Below are 20,291 nucleotides of genomic sequence, written 5' to 3'. Positions count from 1 at the left end.
CTGGGAGGATCTTAGAATGAATCTTTTTGTTACCGGAGCAACAGGTAAGGTAGGAAGCCGTCTGGTTCCGCGCCTGCTCCAGCGCGGCCATCAGGTTACGCTGCTGGTCAGGGATGCTGCCAGGGTGGAGGAGCTTCGCCGGCAAGGGGCTGAATGTGTCGACGGTGACCTTCTGCAGCCGGAAAGTTACCTTGAGGCGCTACGGGGTAACGACGTTGTGGTGCACTTGGCCGCCCAATTCCGGGGCGTGGATGAGCAGACCACCAGAACAGCCAATATTGACGGCGCTGTAGCCTTGGCCCGTGCGGCGCTGGATGCGGATGTGCCAAGGTTCGTATTCGCAAGCACCAACCATGTCTACGGACCGGGAGAACATCCGCGGCCCAGCCGGGAGGAGGATGAGCTCCGGCCCGCTTTTGCCTATCCGCAGAGCAAGGCGGAAGCTGAAGCAGCACTGCTTGCTCTCCATCGTGAACAGGGCTTAGATCTGCGTATTGTACGGTTTCCCTTCATCTATGGTGAGTGTGACCCCCATATCGCGGAGGTTCTGCCCTACTTCAGCCAATGGAATCCGGCCAGACGCATTCATATGGCCCATCATGCGGATATCAGCCAGGCGCTGATGCTCGCCGCCTTCACACCGGGAATCGATGGACGAATCTATAATGTGGCTGATGATGCGCCGATCTCCGTGGCCGAGATGCTTCAGCTTCATCAGGTCGAGCCCTCGCCGGAAGCCCTGCAGCAGCAGTATGATCCATGGGATATGATTGTCGATACTTCGCGGATCAGAGACGAGCTGCATTACCGGCCGATCTATCCGTCTTTCTATACGGCAAGAGACGCAGGAGCTTTATGAGGGCACTTGCATAAGCATCGGCCGCCGGGGATCAATAATAGAGTGCTCGATATTCTGATGCAGAAATCGAACGATTCCACAACTTCCCGCAGAATCGATGGGGGTTAGCCTTAAGCCCTGTCACTGGCTCATTGCGGTCAACCAGATGATCAATGTTGTCAGTAATCATACGTATCGAAGCGATGTTTACAAGTATTCATCCTTTCTTCAATAGCTACATGTCCAATCATAAACAAACGCTACTGACAACGTTATATCAGTAGCGTTTCTATCTGTAGCTTTAGCCTATTCTCAGGGCGATATTCCCCAGCTGAGTGCCTTTGCCATTTTATAAACTTCCTCCGTTGGAGGCGATAACCTCCTTGTACCAATGGAAGCTCTTCTTCTTGATTCTGCGCAGGGTGCCGTTCCCCTCATTATCTTTATCTACATAGATGTAACCGTACCGCTTCTTCATCTCACCTGTAGAGGCACTTACAATATCAATCGGTCCCCAGCTCAGGAAGCCCAGCAGTTCAACGCCGTCTTCAATGGCTTTTCCCGCCTCAATCATATGGTCCCGTAAATAGGAGATCCGGTAATCATCCAGGATGCTCTGATCTTCTCCAACAATATCTACAGCTCCGAATCCGTTTTCGACAATGAAAAGTGGCTTCTGATAGCGGTCGTAGAGCTGGTTCAGCGTGAATCTCAGGCCCGCGGGATCAATCTGCCAGCCCCAGTCCGACGCCTCCAGATAAGGATTCTTGACACCCATAGCCAGGTTGCCCGATACCATCTCCAGTTCACTAGGATTGGCACTGGCACAGCGGCTCTTATAATAGCTGAAGCTGATGTAATCGACGGTATGCTGCTTCAGCAGTTGTTCATCCTCTGCCGTCAGATCCAGCTCGATGTCATACTCCTTGAACCATCGTTTCACGTAAGAAGGGTAGTATCCTCTTGCCATAACATCCGTGAAGAAGTAGACTTGTCTGTCCATTTCCATGGCTGTGAGAATATCATCCGGATGGCAGGTATGCGGGTAATACGGCCCTGCGGCGATCATACAGCCCATCTGCGAGCCCGGTATAATCTCATGGCAGGCCTTCGCCGCCAGGGCGCTGGCTACATGCTGGTAATGCGCCATCTGATAGATGATCTGCTTCTTATTTTCGCCTTCCTGAATGACCGCTCCTCCGCCGACGAAGGGAATGTGGAGCAGGACATTGATCTCGTTGAAGGCAATCCAATATTTCACTTTTTCCTTGTAGCGCTTGAATACGGCAATCGCATATCTTTCAAAGAACGCTATCAGTTTGCGGTTTCTCCATCCGCCGTAATCCTTAACCAGTCCAAGCGGCATCTCATAATGGGAAAGCGTCACAACCGGCTCAATATTATACTTCCGCATACAATCGAATACTTGATCGTAGTACTGTAAACCAGCTTCATTAGGAGTCTCTTCGTCCCCATTAGGGAATATTCTTGTCCAGGCAATGGAGGTACGAAGCGCTTTGAAGCCCATCTCAGCGAATAAAGCGATATCCTCCTCATATCTGTGATAGAAATCAATCGCCTCATGGTAAGGATTCTTCTTATCGGGATGCTCATATGGCGGGTTAAAGATCCCGTTGGCCAGAATGTCAGCAATCGATAACCCTTTACCATTCTCCTGATAGGCCCCTTCCGCCTGATTAGCCGAAATCGCGCCACCCCATAAGAAGCCTTCCGGGAATTGGATGTCTGTCTGTTTCATTCTATAATCTTCCCTTCTGATGTTTTATACATTAAGTTTCAATAGAGTATCCTTTTCCTTGACGGTGGTCTGGCTGACAGCGGTAATACCTGCGTAGTCGCTGGTATTAGAAATAATTACCGGAGTAATAATATCGAAGCCCTCCTGAGTAATGCTGTCCATATCGAATTCAAGAATCAGATCGCCGACACTTACCCGCTCACCTTGATTAACATGAAGAGTGAAGTGTTTACCGCCCAGCTTGACCGTGTCAATCCCGACGTGAATCAGAACCTCTGCCCCATCGTCGCTGGTAAGGAGGACCGCATGTTTCTTTTTGAAAGCCACCGACAACACACCATTAATTGGAGAGACAACACGACCCTCGCTAGGCAGGATTGCAATCCCTTTCCCCATCGTCTCCTGCGAAAAGGCGGGATCGCTGACTTCGCTCAAGCTTTTAACTTCGCCTTCAATGGGAGCATAGATTTCTTCGTTTTGCAGCTTTTTGGCAGATTGAGGTTCATTAGCGGGCGGACTGGAAAGATCTGCATTGTTCTCTTCCGCTGCCTCTTCTTTAACATCCTTGAAGCCCAGAACATAAGCGACAACAGCAGCAACGACAAAGCTGACACACACCGCCAGAACCATCAGCGAAAATTTATGTCCGATATACAGCGGCAAGGACGGCAAGCCGACTTTACCCAGCGCATAGGCTGCCACTTGGAAGATACTTAAGATGAATGCACCTGCCGCACTACCGATCACCCCGGCAATAAACGGCTTTTTCAATTTGAGGTTCACACCATAAATAGCCGGCTCAGAAATACCCATCAGCGCACTAATAGTTGAGGCTCCAGACAAGGACTTCATACTGTTATTCTTGGTTCTCAGGAATACTGCGAATACAGCACCTGCCTGCGCGATATTAGCAACGGTCATAATCGGCATAATATAGTCGAAGCCGTTCTGGGCAATCGCCTGAAAGACAAGCGGAATAAGGCCGTAATGCAGTCCGGTGATGACCATCAGCGAGAATGTGGCTCCAAGCAGAGTGCCCGCGATTACACCGAAATGCTCATAGAAATACATGTAGCCATCGGCAATGGCATTACCCGCATAAATTCCTAATGGGCCAATCACGATTAATGCGATAGGTGCCACAATTAACAGGATCAGCATCGGTTCCAGGATGGTCTTCAGTACATTCGGTACAATTTTACGGACAAAACGTTCTACATAAGACATGATCCATACGGTAGCAATAATAGGAATGACAGACGAAGAATAGGATACCAGCTTGACCGGGAGCCCCAGGAAGCTCATCGACGTTATACCGTCGGCCATAAATTTGGCAAAGTTAGGATGTAGCAGCACGCCCCCTATAACAACAGCCAGATACGGATTGACATTGAATTTCTTGGCAGAGCTGAAGGCGAGCAGCATCGGCAGGAAATAGAATACGGCATCTGAAATAATATTCAGAATTTTGTAGAGATCCGTATTCGCCGCTGTGGCATTAAACATGACGATTACAGCCAGCAGCGCCTTGATCATCCCTGCACCCGCTATAGCCGGAACAAGAGGATTAAATATCCCGGGTAATATATCTGCAAAAAACTTGCCAATCGAGCCCTTGATGCCGAGCTTCTGCCCTCTATTGTTACCTTGATGTTCAGCGTTCTCCCTGGTAGAGCCAGCATTGTTTTTGGCAATCTTGCTTAACTCCCCATACACCTTGGACACATCGTTTCCGATAATCACCTGAAATTGCCCGCCGTTAATGTTAACATCCATAACTCCAGGCAGCTCCTTTAGCTTCGCCCGGTCTGCCGCCCCATTATCCCGCAGATTGAAACGAAGTCTGGTCATACAATGGGTATAATCCTGTATGTTGTCTTCCCCGCCTACTAACCTCAGTATTTCTTTTGCCAGCTTTTGTTGATCCATGGTACTGCTCACTCCTCTTCATTTATAAGAAAAACCTAAACCGGTGAAAGAATACCCCCTGACATCATTGGGGTAGTCCATTACCAGTTTAGGTTTTGCCTGCCTCGCAGTAGCAACCCCAAACAAGGGTTATTTTAGATGTACGACTCTTTCAATATGAATCGTTAAATACATGACTTCTTCATTGGTTAGCGTGCAATTGTACGTTTTTCGGATATAGTCTTGAATCTTCTGTCCACACAAGAAGGAGTCCTTATACTGCTGTCTGACCATCTCATATAACTCACTGTCGGTATTCTCGATATGCGTTCCATTTAATATTCTTCGGGCGAAGAATTTGAGATGGGTGATGAACCTGTAATAGGTTAGCGACTCTTCTGCATAGTCGATTTTGAAGTGATATTTCACGATATTGAGAATTTCATGCACAATCTTCGTGATTTTGACTACATTTGGAATCTCTTCATTCATATGCGCATTCACCAGATGAAGCGCAATATGAGCGGCCTCGTCCTCCGGGAACATAATTCCCAGCTTCTCATGGATGAGCAGCAGCGCTTTCTCTCCAATTGCGAACTCATCCTTGTAGAATTTCTTGACCTCCCACAGCAACACATTCTTGATATGATGTCCCTGCCTGAATCGTTCGATCGCAGAATGAATATGGTCTGTCAGACTAACATAGATGCTTTCATGCAATCGCTTCCCCAGATTCATTTTAGCTATCGTGATAATGTTCTCCGATATTTCCATGTGCTCAAGAGGGATTTCAGACAGAAGCGTCTTCATTTGTTCCGATATACTCTCATTATCCATGAAGATTTTCTCAATTTTAGCTTCTTCGATCAGATCTCCTGCTTTCTTCTTAAACGCAATCCCCCTGCCTATTACCACCACTTCTTTATTCTGGTCATTCACAGTTATGATGGCATTATTATTCAACACCTTTGCAATTCTCATAATAACCACCTTTATCAGAAAATAAAAAAAGGCAAGACCACAAACTTCACCATATAAATATGGCTCTGTTAATGGTATTGCCTACATACGTAGTAACAATCCACGATATCTATTTAATTTAATTATGAACCGATTATATCATGGATTTTTTGGTTCAACAAGACTTTCTTGCAACCCTTTTCATGGGAAATGTTGCCCTCTCTAAACTCAATTTGACGCCGAAATTACGCATTCACCTTGCCTAGGGCGAATATCTTAAAGGGAAAGTACATTTTTTAAAAAATGAGGCGATTCACTTGGGATACTTTGTTACTGTGGAACCGGGCGTAAGAGTATTTATAGAGGACATCAATCCGACGGGAAATAAAACGATACTTTTTATTCATGGATGGCCGCTAAACCATAACCAGTTCGAATATCAATTCAATTTCCTTCCTAAGCTCGGATATCGTTGTATCGGAATGGACTGGAGAGGATACGGGAATTCGGATAAACCATTTGCCGGGTACAATTTCGACAGATTAGCGGATGATGTCCGCATGGTCATCGAGGCGTTACAGTTAAGAAACATAACACTTGCAGGACACTCTACCGGAGGCGCGATATCGATTCGTTATATGGCCCGTCACAAAGAGTATGGGGTATCTAAACTCGTCCTGATCGACGCTGCCTCTCCATCTAGCGTTCCGAAAGAATTTACAAATAAAATTATCGAAGATACAAATCATGACCGGCCGCAAATGCTGCAGGACCAAACGGGAAATTTTTTCTTTCAGTATATTTCCGTACCGAAATCTGATTGGTTCGTTTCAATGGGATTACAAGCCGCGAATTGGGCAACTTCCGCCATTATGGCCACGCTTAGAGATGAAAATGTCTACAACGATCTCGGTCAGATCAATGTACCCACATTAATTATTCACGGAATTCATGATAAGGTCGTTCCGTATACCAAAGCTGAGGAAACAAATAAGCTGATCAAAAATTCGCAGCTGGTTCCGTTCCATTACAGCGGTCATTGCGCTTTTTTGGAGGAGCGCGATAGATTCAACCAATTATTATCTTCTTTTGCATAACGACCCGGATTAGCCGGATCATCGCTCCCGTAATCTACATTCCAAACGGTGACAAGATGAATTACAACTCACAACACGGGCATTATTTATTTGTTAAAACCCCGCTGCCGCATCCCCTCAAACAACAAAATCGTCGCTGCCATCGCCGCATTCAGTGACTCGGCCCGGCCGGCCATCGGAATGATGATGCTCTTGTCTACGAGCGCTGCCGTCTGCGGTGAGATCCCCTTGCCTTCGCTGCCGATCAGCAGCCACTGGCTGCCGCGGAAGTCGTGCGTGTAGCAGGAGTCTTCGCCGGTCAGCGAGGTGCTGACCAGAAGGGCTCCGCGCTCACGCGCCTGCGGCAGAACAGCGCCCAGATCTCCCTCCACTACCGGGAGATGGAACATCGAGCCCATCGTGGAGCGGATGGTCTTGGGGTTATACAGGTCGGCGCAGCCCTGGCCGAGGATAACCCCGTCCGCGCCGGCGGCGTCCGCGCTGCGGATGATCGTGCCCACGTTGCCCGGGTCCTGGACGCCGTCCAGCACAACAACCAGACTGTCCGGCTTCGCCAGGATCGTCTCCACTCCCTGCTGCTCTTTGCGGACAACCGCAAACACAGGCTGCGGGGTGTTCGTGCTGCTGCACTTGGCAATGACGGCCGCCGAAACGCCGATGACCTCCATGCCCTGTACGGCCTGCAGATGCTCCCGCAGCTCCGACGGCATTCCCTTGTCCAAATCGTAGGCGAGAATCTCTACCTCGGCTTCCGCCAGCAGCGCCTCCTGCACCAGATGGATGCCCTCTACAATATATTTACCGGTCTTGTCGCGGTGCTTCTTCTCCTGCAGTCCGGCCCATTCCTTAACCCGCGTATTTTGCGGAGATAATATTTCCATGAGGTCATGTCCTTTCGTACTTCGTTAATGATACGCCATCTCCAGCCTGGTCAGGTTATCCTTATGCCCGACGATAACCAGCACATCGCCGTCTGCGAGCCGGTCCTCGGCTCTGGGAGTGATGTTCATTTCATCGCCCCGGCGGATCGCCATGACATTGCAGCCGTATTTGGCGCGGATGTCCAGCTCCAGCAGGTTTTTGCCGAGCATCTGCTTCGGCACCTTCATATCCAGGATACTGTAATCCGGGGACAGCTCGATATAGTCAAGAATGTTCGGCGAGGCCAGATGATGCGCAACCCTTAGGCCCATGTCCCGTTCCGGATAGATGATTTTGTCTGCGCCAATCTTGCTAAGCACCTTGCCGTGCAGCTCATTTCTGGCTTTGACCAGAATGGCCGGCACACCCAGATCCTTCAGGATCAGCGTGGTCAGGATGCTGGCCTGAATATCTTCGCCGATCGCTACAACTACAACGTCGAAGTTGCGGATACCCAGCGCACGCAGCGCTTCCTCATCTGTGGAATCTGCGGATACGGCATGGGTTACAATACCGGATATCTCCTGGGTCCGCTGTTCGTCGGTATCGATTGCAAGCACATCGTACCCCATGCCGCTTAGCGCCTTGGCTACACTTGAGCCGAAGCGCCCCATCCCGATAATCGCGTATTGTTTTTTGGCCATGTCCGTGTACCTCCTGCAGCATTTTTCATCTCACACAGTATAGCATATGGGCGGCCAAACTTGAATTTTCACTGCCGCCGCAGGGCACATTAGTACAGGGCATTTTGGAGGAGGCAGATTCTGTTCCGGATGCCTGTTCCACTTTTCCCCCAAACAATGAAAAAGGAGGTGCACCATGCCGGTAACCATTGATTTACGCCAGGCGATTCTTCATAAAGTGCACGGCCAGTCTGAGGAAGACCTGCGCCACATGATCGAAGGCTCTGTAGACGGGCCGGAAGCGGCGCTTCCCGGACTTGGTGTTGTATTTGAAATGGTCTGGAAAGACATCGGCAAGGCCAAGCAGGATCATGTCATCGGTCTTTTGCACCGGCATCTGGAGGAGATCACCCCCGGATCGGTTACCACCGAGCAGAGCTAGACAGCCAAAAACCTCCGCATCCCGGCCGTGCATCGCACAGTTAGAGGCGGAGGTTTTTATTTAATAAGCTATCCGTACAGTCCGGTCAGGCTCATCCGGCCATTCCCGCTGTGCTTTAGGGAGCCGTCTCCAGGAACTTGGCAGTCGGATTCTTCTCCATCGCCGTACGCATCGCGTATTCATTTTCGAATAACACGACATAATTGCCCTTCTTATCGGTTACCAGCGTAGAATTAATGCGGAATTTGCCCGGGTCCGGCTTGTTGTCATCAACAATCCAGCGTGCGAACTGGTAGCTCATCCGCTGCAGCTGCACATCCACGCCATATTCGCCCTTCATCCGGTATTCGAACACTTCGAACTGCAGCTGTCCGACTACGCCAAGAATAATATCGTCAAAATTGACCGTGCGGAATACCTGGATCATCCCTTCTTCCGTCAGCTGGTCAATCCCTTTTTGAAATTGCTTCGATTTGAGTGCATTTTTGATGCTCACTTTGGAGAAAATCTCCGGTGAGAACGTCGGCAACTCATCGAACTCCATCTCTCCCGCCTGGCTCAGCGTATCGCCGATCCGGAAAATCCCCGGGTCAAACAGACCGATAATGTCGCCCGGATACGCCTCTTCGACAATATCACGGTCCTGGGCCAGGAACTGCTGGGGCTGGGACAGCTTGATGTCTTTGCCCGCCCGGACATGCTTCACGCTCATGCCGCGCTCGAACTTGCCGGATACAATCCGCAGGAACGCGATACGGTCACGGTGCGCCGGGTTCATGTTGGCCTGGATTTTGAAGACATAGCCGGTGAATTTCTCATTCGTCGGTTCAATTGAGCCAACAGTACTGCGGCGCGGCTCCGGCTTCGGCGCCAGCTCCAGGAAATTGTCAAGGAACGTCTGCACCCCGAAGTTATTGATCGCACTGCCGAAGAAGACCGGAGTCAGCTCCCCGCGCAGTACTTTTTCATAATCAAAGGCGTCACCCGCGACATCCAGCAGCTCCAGGTCCTGGCACAGCTGGTCATGCAGATATTCTCCGGCCATCTCACGGATGATCGGATCGTGGTAGTCCTCCACCTTCTGGACCTTGATCACCGAATGATCGTCGCCCTGGAACAGCTCCACCTGATTCTTCATCCGGTCGTACACGCCGCACAGCTCGCGGCCGCTGCCGATCGGCCAGTTCATCGGTACGGAGCGGATGCCCAGTACGTTCTCCAGCTCCTCCATCAGATCGAACGGGCTCTGGCCTTCACGGTCAAGCTTGTTGATAAAGGTAAAGATCGGAATACCTCGCTTGGCGCAGACCTGGAACAGCTTGATCGTCTGTGCCTCGACCCCTTTTGCCACGTCAATCAGCATGACTGCACTGTCCGCCGCTGTCAGGGTACGATAGGTATCTTCACTGAAATCCTGGTGACCCGGAGTGTCCAGAATGTTCACCCGGTGGCCCGAGTAGTCAAACTGCATGACGGAAGACGTTACCGAGATTCCGCGCTGCTTCTCTATTTCCATCCAGTCACTTGTCGCATGCTTGCTTGCTTTGCGGGCTTTAACCGTTCCCGCCAGCCGGATCGCGCCGCCGAACAGCAGCAGCTTTTCCGTCAATGTTGTTTTACCCGCATCCGGGTGGGAAATGATCGCAAACGTTCTCCGTTTGTCCACTTCCTGTTGCAGTTTCTGATCCGGTGCCTTATCCATTGCACATATCCCTTCATATATAAATTCATGCTTGATCGCCATTCTTTTTCCGTTTCCAGAAAGCATCCTTTAAAGTATATCAAAATTGGGCAGACTTTATCTACAAAAAAGCGGCGGAAGTGAAACAAGTTGTACAAATTTGCCGTTTCCCGCGCATCCCTTAACCGGCTGCCGTTTTCGCTTCTGCGCGGGCCGTGTCTGCCATGACAATCTTTCTGTTAAAAATGAGCAAAACCGCCACGGACAAGATCAGGCTCAGCGCACCCATTATCCAGATAACAGTATAGCCCAGCCGTTCGGCAGCCAGACCAAGCAGCAGGGTAATGGCGAAGCCGGCAAGCGATTTGAGGGCGGATAACCCTGAGGTGAACGTTGCTCTTTTGCCACGGGGAATGAAATCCTGGACCCATGCACTGAATAAGGAGGACTCCAGACCAAGCCCGAATTCATATAAAACCAGCCCCGCGAAAAACACAGCCGGATGGGCAAACAGCCCCGCAAGCAGCAGCCCCGCAGCCGACAGCAGCAGACCGCCGGAAATGATCCGCACCGCCCGCACCTTCCGTTTCGCCAGAAAAGAGCTGCAGAACGAAGACAGGCTGATCACAGCCATGAACAAAACCAGCAATCCCCCTAAATAGCCCGCGGGCAGCCCGAGCTCATTCACACCATACACCTGCCAGCTCAGCAGGAAGGCAAGCAATGCGGCATGGCTGAGGATGCTTTTGAACAGAATAAAGCGCATCAGCTTGTTTCCGGCAAATTCAGCCGTGGTCACATAGACCTCTTTAAACACACTGTCCTGCGTCCGAACGCCGTAATTGTCGCTGAACCTCAGCCACGCGTAAACACCAATTCCCGCTGCCGCCGCACCCGCTACAGCAACCGGAAGGTAGAGATGAATATTGCTGGTGAATGACGCCAAAAGTGCCCCCACAACCGCAAAAGCAGACACATATCCGTTCAGGCGCGGCAGTGCGATATTTTTATAGTCCGGCATGCCCAGATCCTCAAGCTTATCCAGATACCAGGCCTGCGGCGAGCCGGAAATCAGTGCAACTCCCAGCGACATTACAACCGCAGAAACGATGAACGCCGCCAGATTACCGGCAAAAGCAAATACAGTCAATCCCGCCCCCCATATTATAAAACCGGTGGCCGTCAGCTTTTTCCGCCCGTACAGGTCAGACAGATTGCCGCTGGGATAATCAAATACCGCGAGGGACAGCGAGGACACCGCGAATACAATACTGATCTGCAGCGGATCAATTCCCCTCATACTCATCAGCACAATATATACCGCCCCGTACAGCTTATCAGCCAGATTATAGCCGCATAGCAGGGTCCCCAGAAAAAAGCTGTACTGCTTATGAGCTTGCCGTGTCCTATTCATTATCGAACGCCCCATTCCTGCCAAGGATGTTGTAGGCCTTCTGGTGGCTGATGCACTTTCCCCGTGTTGCTTCTCTCTACATGTAATGGGATTATATAGCAAATGCGCAGAATCGAAATCCTTTTTTTGTAACTTTCACGCAAAATACAAAAACAGCGCTCCCCCGTCACCGGGGAACCGCTGTTATGTAATTAATAAAGCTGGTACTAGCTGTTCACACGCCATACCACATTATCTTCATCCTGTCCGTTCACCGGCCACCAGTGGAAGCCTTCCTGAGCCAGCAGCTGGTCTGCTTCTACCGGGCCCCATGAGCCTGCAGGGTAGGATGCCAGATCATTGCTTTCTTCCTTCCAGGCCTGTGCAATCCGGTCAACGAAGGACCAGGCCGACGATACTTCATCCCAACGGGTAAAATAGGTCGAATCGCCGCGTGCCGCATCATGCAGCAGACGCTCGTAAGCCTCCGGCGAGTTGATGCCGACCATGCAGCTCTGGCAGAAGTCCATGGCGAGCGGCTGAATTTCCGACTCCGAGCCCGGCTTCTTGGCGTTAATCTTCACGTAGATGCCTTCCATCGGATTGACGCGGATAACGAGCAGGTTCGGCTCAAGCTTATGCTTTTGACCCAGGTATACATTGGTCGGCATACCCTTGAACTCCACCACCACTTCCGTTGTCTTCACGGGCAGACGTTTGCCTGTACGGATGTAGAATGGAACGCCCGCCCAGCGGAAGTTGTCTACAAAAACACGCGCTGCAAAATACGTCTCCGTATTGGACTCAGGATCTACCTTATCCTCCTGGCGGTAAGCCGGCAGGCTCTTGCCTTTGTAGAGGCCCTGAGTGTACTGCCCGCGCACCACATTCTCGCGCACTTCCTCCGAGGAAGAGTACGGACGCAGCGAACGGAGCACCTTTACCTTCTCGTCTCGGATATCCTCAGCCAGCAGACGGCTTGGCGGCTCCATCGCAATCATCGTCAGCAGCTGCAAAATATGGTTCTGCCCCATATCGCGCAGTGCTCCGGCATGATCATAGTACCCGCCGCGTTCTTCAACCCCGACCGTTTCGCCAAGGGTAATCTGAATGTTGGCAATATGCTTGTTGTTCCACAGCGGTTCAAAGAATGCATTAGCAAAACGGATAACCTCAATGTTCTGCACCATTTCCTTGCCCAGATAGTGGTCAATCCGGTAGATCTCTTCTTCCTTGAAGACCTGGCGGATCTGCTCATTCAGCTGCTCTGCGGATTCCAGATTGTAGCCGAACGGTTTCTCGATAACCAGACGGTTCCAGCCGGCACCCTGCAGCATTCCGCCTGCCTTGAGGTTGAACGAGACGCTGCCGAACAGCTCGGGAGCCAGAGCCAGATAGAACATCCGGTTGCCCGGGATCTGGAACTTCTGCTCCAGCAGCTCTGTCTGCGCACTCAGCTCACGGAAGCCGTCGACATTGTTAATATCCAGTGATTTATATTCGAAATGCTGTACAAAATCATTCCATTCCGCAGCATCGGCTACCTGATAACGGCAGAATTCACGGATGGATTCCTTCACATCCTCCCGGAATTCCTCCTGGGTACGGGGACGCCGAGCCACGCCAATTACCGCAAAATCATGAGTCAGCTTGCCTTCGCGGTACAAGCTGTATATCGCAGGGAACAGCTTCCGCCGGGCCAGATCTCCGGTTGCCCCAAAAATAAAGAATACAGCACCGGGTGTATGCAGTTCATCAAGGGTTTGATTTTCAGCCATGGCTCCTCATCTCTCTGTATGTAATATAGTTAGTTGACAATCATTCTCATCGTGCCGTAGCACGGCGTGATGTCATTTTATCATATTCACCGTAAGGATGCTATCACATTCCTGACAGTTTTTCTCGGGATTTCGCAATTTTCCATTAAACTTTCTTATCCTTTTTCATACCGAAGCTTATAGTCTGCTGCCGGAGCAACAGCTGCTGCTACACTTACATATTATACCTTCCGGCAAAAAGCTCCGCAAACGCGGAGCCCGGTTTTGCGGAGCATTCTGTAGGATATGCTGAATTACGGCGGATTATGACGAGGCTTGTGCAAAGCTCCATCCATTAATATTCAATTGTAATGAGCGGCAGCCCGATTGTCACGCGGTTACTGTTGTTATTACTGTTCTGGTGTACGGCCGCCTGGAGAGCTATTCTATTATCTCCGCTGTTCACGTATCTCTGGGCGCCTTGAATGCTGTAGGAACGGCTATACGTCGCAACGTCTTCGTAGCTTTCTGCTGCTTCTAATCCGCCCAGCCGCTTAGTAATTGCCCCCTCCGCCCGCTCAAGCGCCTCGCGGGGAGATTCATGCACCAATGATGTGCCCTGCAGTGAAGCATTCCATTCTGGAGTAATGCCAGCGGCCAGCATCTGTGCTCCTGCGTCTGCTGCCGCAGTCTGAACCGCTTCTGCCTGCAGCAGATCCTTCGTCTCCACTGTCACGATTACATAGCTTACATCCTGGCCCAGCTCACTCCAGAACAATGAAACCGTACTGGTTGAATCAAGCGCACGTGAGGCTCTGTAGGTTACATGGCCATCTTCTTCGGCTGCCTCCAGCTTGCCTAGTCCGAGCAGCCCGGCCAGCTGGGCTGCCGGTGCGGCAGAATCTGCGGCTTCAATAGGGGACATAGCTTGGGCCGCAGTAACGGCATCTGCATGATCTTCAGCGTTAGCGGCATCCGCATTCGTCATGGCTTGCGCTGCAGCAGTGGCTGCTGCATGATCTGCGGCGTCAGTGGCATCCGCAGCTTTACCGCGGTACTCCCCCTGCCATTTAACAACCAGCCTGAGCGGAGAACCATCTGCTGTTATTTCCCGGCCGGCTGTGGCCAGGAGATTCAGGGAGCGGGTCAGCTGCTCCGGGCTGGATGCAGAGAGCGCAGTGTCTGCTGCAGATTCATCTGCAGCAGTGCGGCCGGCCCCGCTTGCGAATCCTGCCAGCGGCAGCACCAGCAGGCTGAGACCAATCATGACCAGCGTTAGCTTCCCCATCCCTTGTTCATGTTTCCCCAGCCGCATTCCGCATCTCCCTCTCTCATCCGATCTATTAATCTACTAGAAAGGATAGCCTGATTCAGGAGAAGATATACATGCATGCTAGAAACTCCGCTAAAGTCCAAAACTTACAGGGTATTAGGATTTAGTGTGCACACAACAGGCTCCGGACCTGAACTTGAACCGTGAGTATTGCAATGTGCCTATTATCCGTCGCAAGAGCGAATACGCCTCAATGCACAAAAGCCAACATAGAGGGAATAATCCCTTTATGTTGGCTCTACTAACCTTCGATGAACTTATTAGAGGGAATAATCCCCTTAATTCGGCTATTTCAAGCTTAGATAGGCTAATTTAGTGGGATAAATCCCTTTATACTACGAAAAGCAGCCTGGTTAGGCTGAAATCAAAGGCATTTTTGCCCTTCATTTCACCCCTTTAGCCACCAAGCCTGAAAGGGTGAGGTTAGCCTGTAGTTGAGAGCCAAAGTTACTCCGCCAGCCCGTTCTTATAGGCGTAAATAGCCGCCTGGGTCCGGTCCTCGACGCCCAGCTTGGCAAAAATGTTGGTAACGTGGAACTTTACCGTCTTGATCCCGATGATCAGCTGGTCGGCAATATCCTGGTTGGATTTGCCCTGGGCCAGCAGCTTCAATACCTCCATCTCGCGTTCGGTAAGCTCCTTGTAAGCCGGAGCCTCCGCTTTGGCATTGTTGCGGAAACGGTTCATCATTTTGGATGCGACCTGGGACTCCAGTACGGATTGTCCTCTGGCTGCAGCACGGATGGCATCCGCTACTTCGCTGGCCCGCGAGGTCTTCAGCAGATAGCTGAACGCTCCGGCTTCAATGACAGGATACATCTTCTCATCGTCCAGATAGCTGGTCAGCACGATAACCTTGCAGTCCGGATACAGCTTGAGCAGCCTCTTGGTTGTCTCAATGCCGTCCATACCCTCCATTACCAGATCCATCAGCACTACATCCGGATTGTATTCCTGGGCCAGCCGGATGCCTTCCTCACCGCTGCCGGCTTCACCGACCACCTCAATACCGTCTTCCGTACCAAGCACTGCGGCAAGTCCGATCCGCACCATTTCATGATCATCCACCAGCAGAACCTTGATTTCTTCTGTTTCCATGGTTGCCCTTGCCTCCTTATTCATTGACCAGCGGTACAGTAATTTCAATCCGCATCCCTTTGCCGGGCGCTGTAATAAACTGTATGGAGCCGCCGGTTTCTGCAATCCGCTCCTGCATATTCGACAGACCGTAAGAGGTCAGCTTGCTGTCATCAATCTCAAAGCCTATACCATCATCCCTCAGCGTCAGTCTTACAGCGTCACCGCGCCGGTGCAGCCGGATCTCCATCTTCTCTGCCTTGGCGTGGCGCAGGGTGTTCGAGATGGCTTCCTGGACAATGCGGAAGAGGTGGTTCTCAACCCCCTTCAGCAGCTGTACATCCGGGTCCATCTCAAAAATAATCTCCATCGGCACCTTGATCTGCAGCTCTTTGATCAGCTCCTGCAGCCCCTGCTCAAGTCCCTTACCGTCCAGATATACCGGCCTCAGATGCAGCAGCAGCGCGCGCATCTCCGACTGGGCTACCGCAGCCATCTCCTCTATCAGGGCAATCTGCCGCTGGGCCTTGTCAAAATCCTTCTCCAGCGTCCGGCCCACAGCCGTCGCCGTCATCGAAATGGCGAACAGCTGCTGGGACACGGCATCATGCAGCTCGCGGGCCAGGCGCTGCCGCTCTTCGATAATCGCCGACACCCGCGCCTGCTCGGCCAGCTTCGCATTGTTGGTCGACAGCCGCTGAAGGGTGTTCACCTGGTTCTCCCACTTGCCGCTGATCCGGCCAAGCTGCTCGCCGAGCCTGCCCAGCTCATCGCTGCCGAGCACCGGCATCGCCGGGGTGAGGTTGCCCTTCTCCCAGGCAACCAGCGTTCCCCGCAGCCGTTCCAGCCTGCGCTTGAAGCGGAAGCTCTGAAAGAAGCCAAAGCCGACTCCGAAGACCACCGGCAGCAGGATGAGCGTCACAGTGGTGCGGATTCCAATCTCCCAATTCTCGAAAGGCTTCAAATAACCATATGTATACATAATGTACAAGAAAACCAGCAGCATGACAAAGGAGAATAAAGCCCCTTCACCCATGCTGCGCGTCACCATGCTGCTGTTCTTTTTATCCACGTGCAGGAGCCTCCCTCTCTTAATACATACCACGCAGCGGTCAGGATTTGGTTAGATCCAGATCACCCATCAGATAGGAAATGCTGAACTTTACCTTATTAGAGCTGGTATCATAGTTGGCAGACTTCCAGTTCAGCCGGTTCATCATCCCCGTATCGCGGTGGCTGCCGAACTCGATCGAGCCGAACAGCACAAAGGCTTCAATCTCTACGCCATAGTCATCGGACAGATGGATATCCATATCCCCGAATATTCCCTGAAACAGCATGATGGTTTCCTTATCCTCAGCGATCGCCAGTGAAAGATCAACATCAGCCTCGCCAAGGACATGCCATGCACTCAGGCTGCGCATCACCCAGGGCGACAGATCCCAGTCAAAACGGGAGGAGAAGCTCTGCTTCTGCATGAACGCTTTGCCCTGCTGCAGCCGTTTCGATTTGACATAGAACACGCCAAGCGAAATCAGGCAGATGCCCAGCACCAGCAGCAGATGATCCAGCAGCAGCAGTACTGCGCCGATTCCCAGCAGCTTGTAGCCCTGCTTGACTTTGCCTGAGGTTGTGCGGTAAATCCCCAGCAGCAGGAACAGGAGCGCGACAACGGAGAAAAATCCGATCCATTTGCCAAATATCATCAAGCAGCCCACGCCAATCAGTCCGATGGCAATCAAACGGTTCCGTTTATCCATAGCGCACCTCCTAAAAGTTTTGCGGAGCAAAACTGTCTTCGTAAGCATTTGCCAAGTTTTGCGGAGCAAAACTTACTTCGTAAACCTAAACTATATAAATAATAGAGGAATCAGATCCCTCTGCTTTATTTTCAACGTTAAAATACCTATAATCCGCAAATAATGATTCGTTATATCGTATCCCGCTACAAAAGCCATACCGGTATGGTGACCCATACCGTATGGCTTTTACCTTGTTCAGCATATCATATCCGCCTGCCTTTTAGGAACAGGGATTAGTCTTCTTTTTTATCCAGGGACGGTGAAGCTGGAGGATTCAATTTGCTCTTCAAAGCGGCAAGCTGCTCTTCCACTTTGAGCTGTTTCTCAGCGTCAACCGGTTTGTTGTACAAGCCGGAGGAAGGGCTGTAAGGGGCACGCATAACATCGGCTTCAGCTTCAAGCTGCATGATCTTTTCTTCCATGCGGTGGAAGCCGAGGGACGCGCTGCCGCTTTCAATGGAGTGCACGCTGCTGATCTGCGACATCTGCTTCTTGGCCTTGGCCATTTGAGCGCGGGATACCAGCTCGTTGCGCTTGTTGCGCAGCTTGTAGAACTCATCCTTCATGTCATGCAGCTGCTGTACCAGTTCTTTGGCCTGCACTTCTGCCTGGGCGTGAAGATCACCGTATTCAGTCTGCTTCTGGTCGAAATAGATTTTCTCTTCCAGCAGCTTGCGGGCAACCTCTTCCTGCCCGTTCTTCAGAGCCAGCTCAGCCTGGGCACCGCGCTGTCCGGACATTTTGGCGGCTTCCTCAACACGCTGCTTCATGCGGCGCTCGTTGGCCATCTGCTTGGCAACAGTAACCTCTGCTTCGTGGATTTCAGCCTCCATATCGCGCAGGTACTGGTTCAGCATTACGATCGGGTCCTCTACTTTATCCAGCAGGTCGTTTACCGACGCTTTTGTCATATCCTTAATCCGTTGAAATACTCCCATGTTTTACACTTCTCCCTTCTCGTATTTAGCAAGTTTTTGTTTCAGCTCTTCGACTTCTTTCTGCAGTGCCTTCTTCTCGATATCCTTCATCATCGCATCCAGGCCGGAATCCTGGCCGGGATAACTACTCGCTTTGTTATAACTCGGATTCGGGTTGTAGCCGGGCTGTCCGCCAGGTCCGCCGTAGCCGCCCTGTGCATGCGGGCCCTGCGGTCCGCTACCATATCCGGGACCGCCGTAATGGCCGCCATAAGGTCCGCCGGGTGCTCCCGGTCCGGGACCGAACGGATTATACTGCGTCGGCTCCTTCGGAATGATCAGTGCTGCGATGAAATAGACAAGTATGGTCGCGCCTCCGGTAAAGGGAATGCTGACGAGCAGCAGAATCCGGAACAGGGTAGAATCAATGCCGAGTGTCTCGGACAAGCCTCCAGCCAGCCCTGTCATTACCTTGTCGCGGGTTGAACGATACAACCGGGTCATAGCACTACTCCTTTCCGCCATTGTTAAGCTTCTCCTTGAGCTTAGCCATTTCTCTTTCCAATACAGTTGCTACGGTCTCGCCGGCCTGCACTGCGTATTCCTGGCCCATGCGGCGCAGATCCCGCAGACTCTTCGCTTCCAGCTCCCAGTCGTTCATCCGGTCTTCAAGCCGTCCGAACATCTTGGGAACATCGCTGCCGTTACCGTATGCAGCCGCCCGCTGGTTCATGCGCTGCTGCAGTCTCAGCGACTCCATGCGTGCCGCATAGTACTGGCGCTTGTTATACACCGTCTGGTATTCGACCTTCAGTTCATTCAGCTGGCTTTCCAGCTCATACAGCGATCCCTGGCTCTGTTCCAGCAGCCCGCTGTACTGCTCCAGCTTTTCCTCGTGGATAATTTTCTCCTGCAAAGCCATCTTTGCCAGATTGTCTTCACCGGCCTTGAGTGCAAGCAGCGCCTGCTCCTCACGTTTGTTTCTCATGGCCGTTGCCTGATTCACCTGCACCTGCAGCTGTTTCGTATGTGCAGCATACTGCTGGTACAGCCGTTCTGCTTCAGCGATCTCCTCACGGGTTGAGTGCAAGAACTGATCAATCAGCTTCACCGGGTCCTGGCTTTGTTCCAGTCGTTCATTTAGATTAGCTACGGTAATATCCCTCATGCGCCGAAAAACACTCATGATTTCCTGTTCCCTCCCTGCTTCTTATTAAGTAATCTTGTGTAGCCTGTATTCTTAGTATGTTCTACCGCTTCTGCCCTTCAGCACCGAGATGCCCCAGACAACCAGCGCAACCCCGAGCAGTGGTCCAATGATCCAGGAAAGCTTCGAGATCAAAGCCATAACACCGATGAACAATACGATCCAGCCGATAATTTTGCGTCCGCTTTTAATTCCATAGTATCCGAGAGCTACCAGCAGTACCGGGAACAGGATTCCGAAAACTCCGTGAATCAGTTGGGGCAGTACCCCTAGCAGCATAACCGCTCCGATCACAATCAGGGCAATAGCAAGTCCGTTACCTTTTCTATTCTGCATTTTTTCTCACCGCCTTTCGTTGACCTCGTTCTTATAGCTTTATTCTAGGGTAATCTGCAGACTTTCAAAACAGACCGCGGACGGTTTTATGAACTGGACCTTAGTCGGGGAGGGCACCGGACTGGAGACTGCCGGTCCACTCTTATGTGATTAATCCCGCTTGCGTGATCCTATGCCGCTGTACATAATATTGAAGTAAAGCCTGCCCTTTCCTTTTCGTACATAAAGCAAATACGACCC

General features: G+C 51.4%; 19 protein-coding genes. 3 read left to right on the top strand and 16 right to left on the bottom strand.

All coding sequences use genetic code 11. The features are described from left to right. Window positions 1-16: 16 nt before the first annotated feature. Window positions 17-859, top strand: a complete 843-nt coding sequence (locus tag BLR64_RS24700; RefSeq protein WP_090718704.1) for an NAD-dependent epimerase/dehydratase family protein — start codon at window positions 17-19, stop codon at window positions 857-859. 328 nt (window positions 860-1,187) lie between these two features. On the opposite strand, the gene BLR64_RS24695 is transcribed toward BLR64_RS24700, so the two are convergent. The 3 genes from BLR64_RS24695 to licT form a co-directional block, all read right to left on the bottom strand. Beyond that, a complete protein-coding gene (locus tag BLR64_RS24695) occupies window positions 1,188-2,597 on the bottom strand; it encodes a 6-phospho-beta-glucosidase (RefSeq protein ID WP_090718702.1) in 1,410 nt (469 codons plus the stop codon). A 24-nt stretch (window positions 2,598-2,621) separates the two neighbouring features. After that, complete coding sequence (locus BLR64_RS24690) at window positions 2,622-4,526, bottom strand: beta-glucoside-specific PTS transporter subunit IIABC (RefSeq protein WP_090718700.1); 1,905 nt, start codon at window positions 4,524-4,526, stop codon at window positions 2,622-2,624. Window positions 4,527-4,655: 129 nt separating this feature from the next. After that, complete coding sequence (gene licT, locus BLR64_RS24685) at window positions 4,656-5,486, bottom strand: BglG family transcription antiterminator LicT (RefSeq protein ID WP_090718698.1); 831 nt, start codon at window positions 5,484-5,486, stop codon at window positions 4,656-4,658. A 296-nt stretch (window positions 5,487-5,782) separates the two neighbouring features. On the opposite strand from licT, the gene BLR64_RS24680 reads away from it, so the two are divergent. Continuing rightward, a complete protein-coding gene (locus BLR64_RS24680; RefSeq protein ID WP_090718695.1) occupies window positions 5,783-6,562 on the top strand; it encodes an alpha/beta fold hydrolase in 780 nt (259 codons plus the stop codon). 86 nt (window positions 6,563-6,648) lie between these two features. Here the strand turns inward: BLR64_RS24680 and BLR64_RS24675 are convergent, their stop codons facing one another. Both BLR64_RS24675 and BLR64_RS24670 read right to left on the bottom strand, forming a co-directional pair. Continuing rightward, window positions 6,649-7,443: a TrmH family RNA methyltransferase gene (locus BLR64_RS24675; protein WP_090718693.1), complete on the bottom strand. Its 795-nt coding sequence runs from the start codon at window positions 7,441-7,443 to the stop codon at window positions 6,649-6,651. 24 nt (window positions 7,444-7,467) lie between these two features. Then, window positions 7,468-8,127, bottom strand: a complete 660-nt coding sequence (locus BLR64_RS24670) for a potassium channel family protein (protein WP_090718691.1) — start codon at window positions 8,125-8,127, stop codon at window positions 7,468-7,470. 175 nt (window positions 8,128-8,302) lie between these two features. Between BLR64_RS24670 and BLR64_RS24665 the strand changes: the two genes are divergently transcribed. Then, complete coding sequence (locus BLR64_RS24665; RefSeq protein WP_068725717.1) at window positions 8,303-8,548, top strand: small acid-soluble spore protein SspI; 246 nt, start codon at window positions 8,303-8,305, stop codon at window positions 8,546-8,548. A 115-nt stretch (window positions 8,549-8,663) separates the two neighbouring features. Here BLR64_RS24665 and BLR64_RS24660 read toward each other — a convergent pair whose 3' ends face one another. The 11 genes from BLR64_RS24660 to BLR64_RS24610 form a co-directional block, all read right to left on the bottom strand. Further along, window positions 8,664-10,250, bottom strand: coding sequence for a peptide chain release factor 3 (locus BLR64_RS24660; RefSeq protein WP_090718738.1), 1,587 nt, complete (start codon window positions 10,248-10,250; stop codon window positions 8,664-8,666). 160 nt (window positions 10,251-10,410) lie between these two features. Continuing rightward, window positions 10,411-11,643, bottom strand: coding sequence for an MFS transporter (locus BLR64_RS24655; RefSeq protein WP_167360779.1), 1,233 nt, complete (start codon window positions 11,641-11,643; stop codon window positions 10,411-10,413). Window positions 11,644-11,849: 206 nt separating this feature from the next. After that, complete coding sequence (gene zwf / locus BLR64_RS24650) at window positions 11,850-13,400, bottom strand: glucose-6-phosphate dehydrogenase (protein WP_090718687.1); 1,551 nt, start codon at window positions 13,398-13,400, stop codon at window positions 11,850-11,852. A gap of 334 nt (window positions 13,401-13,734) precedes the next feature. Next, window positions 13,735-14,694: a YwmB family TATA-box binding protein gene (locus BLR64_RS24645; RefSeq protein ID WP_090718685.1), complete on the bottom strand. Its 960-nt coding sequence runs from the start codon at window positions 14,692-14,694 to the stop codon at window positions 13,735-13,737. A gap of 465 nt (window positions 14,695-15,159) precedes the next feature. Next, a complete protein-coding gene (locus tag BLR64_RS24640; protein WP_090718683.1) occupies window positions 15,160-15,810 on the bottom strand; it encodes a response regulator in 651 nt (216 codons plus the stop codon). 16 nt (window positions 15,811-15,826) lie between these two features. After that, window positions 15,827-16,840, bottom strand: coding sequence for a sensor histidine kinase (locus BLR64_RS24635; protein ID WP_208607227.1), 1,014 nt, complete (start codon window positions 16,838-16,840; stop codon window positions 15,827-15,829). Between the two features lie 61 nt (window positions 16,841-16,901). Beyond that, window positions 16,902-17,549: a cell wall-active antibiotics response protein LiaF gene (gene liaF, locus BLR64_RS24630; protein WP_090718681.1), complete on the bottom strand. Its 648-nt coding sequence runs from the start codon at window positions 17,547-17,549 to the stop codon at window positions 16,902-16,904. 275 nt (window positions 17,550-17,824) lie between these two features. Then, window positions 17,825-18,529: a PspA/IM30 family protein gene (locus BLR64_RS24625; RefSeq protein ID WP_090718679.1), complete on the bottom strand. Its 705-nt coding sequence runs from the start codon at window positions 18,527-18,529 to the stop codon at window positions 17,825-17,827. A gap of 3 nt (window positions 18,530-18,532) precedes the next feature. Further along, a complete protein-coding gene (locus BLR64_RS24620) occupies window positions 18,533-19,012 on the bottom strand; it encodes a PspC domain-containing protein (protein WP_090718677.1) in 480 nt (159 codons plus the stop codon). 4 nt (window positions 19,013-19,016) lie between these two features. After that, window positions 19,017-19,694, bottom strand: a complete 678-nt coding sequence (locus tag BLR64_RS24615) for a PspA/IM30 family protein (RefSeq protein WP_068725703.1) — start codon at window positions 19,692-19,694, stop codon at window positions 19,017-19,019. A gap of 54 nt (window positions 19,695-19,748) precedes the next feature. Then, window positions 19,749-20,051, bottom strand: a complete 303-nt coding sequence (locus BLR64_RS24610; protein ID WP_090718675.1) for a LiaF transmembrane domain-containing protein — start codon at window positions 20,049-20,051, stop codon at window positions 19,749-19,751. Window positions 20,052-20,291 lie beyond the last annotated feature (240 nt).

The organism is Paenibacillus typhae, from assembly GCF_900099765.1.
Taxonomy (GTDB): Bacteria; Bacillota; Bacilli; order Paenibacillales; family Paenibacillaceae; genus Paenibacillus_AQ; species Paenibacillus_AQ typhae.
The sequence above is the reverse complement of the archived record's forward strand: the minus strand, read 5'-3'. Positions and strand labels throughout refer to the sequence as shown.